Origin of the sequence: Mycobacterium shimoidei (assembly GCF_900417275.1) — a bacterium.
GTDB lineage: Bacteria > Actinomycetota > Actinomycetes > Mycobacteriales > Mycobacteriaceae > Mycobacterium > Mycobacterium shimoidei.
Window position 1 is genome coordinate 1 of sequence record NZ_UEGW01000004.1, and the last position, 1,996, is coordinate 1,996.

Below are 1,996 nucleotides of genomic sequence, written 5' to 3' on the forward strand. Positions count from 1 at the left end.
CCCCGGCTCCACCCGTGCGACCGCCCGAGCCCGGGCCGTCTGTAAGGCCGGCCGAGCCGACACCTGCGCAGACGCCGGGTGCGGGTGCTGGGCCCGGGGCCGGCGCGGGGCGGCCGCCGGTCGATGCACCTTCCGCTCCCCGCGCCGGGGATGTCCCCGGCGCGGGAGTCCATGAACCGGCGCCGATGCCGGCAGGCGACCACGGCGCACCCGCAGGTGCCCCGCCCGGGGGCGCTGCTTACGAACCAGCGCCGATGGCATCGGCCGCGGCGCCTGCGGCATCGGGCGAGCACATCCCGTCAGCCGGCATCCAGACGGCACCTGCGCCACCGCCGCGGGTGCCCGTGACGCCCGACGGATATCCGGCCGAGCCGACAGTTGCGAGCGCGCCTTCACCGCAGGGCGCGTCAGTGTCTCCGGCCCATGAGCCGGTCCCCGATGCATCTGTCGGTGGGGCGAGTCACTCGACGGAGCCTCCGCCTCCCCCCCATGATCCAGGTGAATTGGGTGGCGGTGGTCACAGCGATGAGCATGGCAGTGATAGACACAGTGGGAGCGGTGACGGCAATAGCGGCGGCGGTGGCCAAGGCGGCGGAGACGACGTCGGTGACACTGGCGAAGACGGTCACAGCAGAGGCGGGGATCGCGATAACCCACAAGATCCGCTGCATTCCCAAGAGCTTTCGGGTGAAGGCTGGGAACGGTTGCCCAGCAAAGACGACATCGACCCGACTTACGGCGAGCCCTTGGGCGAGCACTGGGACTTTGACCACAACTCGGCAGGACCGATACATCCCGATGTCGCCGAAATCATGAAAGACCCGGACGCGCCGTTCGGCCGCGATCCGCATGGGCACTCCTACACCGAGCAGCAATACGCAGAGCGTTTCAATCAGCTGGGGCCGAAGGGCGAGCACTGGTATAACTTCCCGGGCAACGACGGCGCGGTACCGCATACGAAGGTGGCGTTCAGCGACCTTGAGCAATTCAAGAAATACTTTGGCGATCAGGTGGACCGCGTTGGAAATGACGATGGCGCATACCTAGCGGTGATGAAAGACGGCGTGCCGGCATCGTGGGAGGAACGGGCGATGCACGTCGACTCTCTCGGCGATCCTCGAAACGCCTACCGTATCGATCGCCTCCCCGACGGTTGGCGCATCGAAGTATCCGAGGTCGCACCAGGTTTGGGCCAGCCCGGGGGCGCGACACAAGTGCGAATACTCAACTCCGACGATGAGCCAGTGAGCGTAAGAGACCTGAAAAAGAAATGGGGCGTGTTGCAATGACGGAGCGAATCGAGGTGTCTGCGCGACTGGGCGAGTGGGCGCGCAGTGGCGGCTGGGGGGTGTCCGAGGCTGAGGACGGGCGCCCAATGTTCTGGAAAGAGGGCGGCCAGCTCCAGTATTTGATCGGACGAAACGGCGACGGTTGGTTTGTCATCACCCACTTAGACCGCAGCGGCCCTGAGCATCTCGTTTTAGCGGCGCCCTCGATGGAAACGGTCGAGAAGTATTTGTTTGGGGACTTTGGCACATCCGTCAGGGAGCATCGCCGACTGCCGGATATACGCGAGCCTTTGTCTCGGGAGGAGATAGTGTCAGGGTTCACCCTTGGCACACGGCCGTTTGACGGGGTCGAGGACCGGATGGCCTTGATCGACTCTGGCGGCACGGTGGTGGCCATCTCCAGCAGAGACTTGTGGACAGGAACGGACCGATTGGTGAGGCTGTCGGTGTATGTGACTGCGACAGTCGACGACATCGTGGCGTCGTTTCTTGATCCTGAGGGAAAGCCGCTGTTTAGGCTGCGGTAGGCCTGAGTCGGGGATGCCCAGGAATATTTGTGGCTCGTCTCGACGCTGCAAACTCAACACTTAAGGGCGCGCCGAAGGGGCAGCCTCGCGCGGTCCGGCTGTTCCGCAATCAGCGCCTAACCTGCGAAAACTCCGCGCGACAAGCGAGAAGTAGTACAGACTGATTCTTCGGGCCGGGCC

The 1,996-nt window shown here is 64.6% G+C and carries 2 protein-coding genes; both read left to right on the forward strand.

Annotated elements, in window-relative coordinates:
- Window positions 1–704 precede the first annotated feature (704 nt).
- Entirely contained in the window at window positions 705–1,289 is a 585-nt protein-coding gene (locus tag MSP7336_RS23950) for a TNT domain-containing protein (RefSeq protein ID WP_181787048.1), read from the forward strand.
- Window positions 1,286–1,816: an Imm61 family immunity protein gene (locus MSP7336_RS23480; RefSeq protein ID WP_069398246.1), complete on the forward strand. Its 531-nt coding sequence runs from the start codon at window positions 1,286–1,288 to the stop codon at window positions 1,814–1,816. Before MSP7336_RS23950 ends, MSP7336_RS23480 begins: the two co-directional genes overlap by 4 nt.
- The last annotated feature ends 180 nt before the right edge of the window (window positions 1,817–1,996 follow it).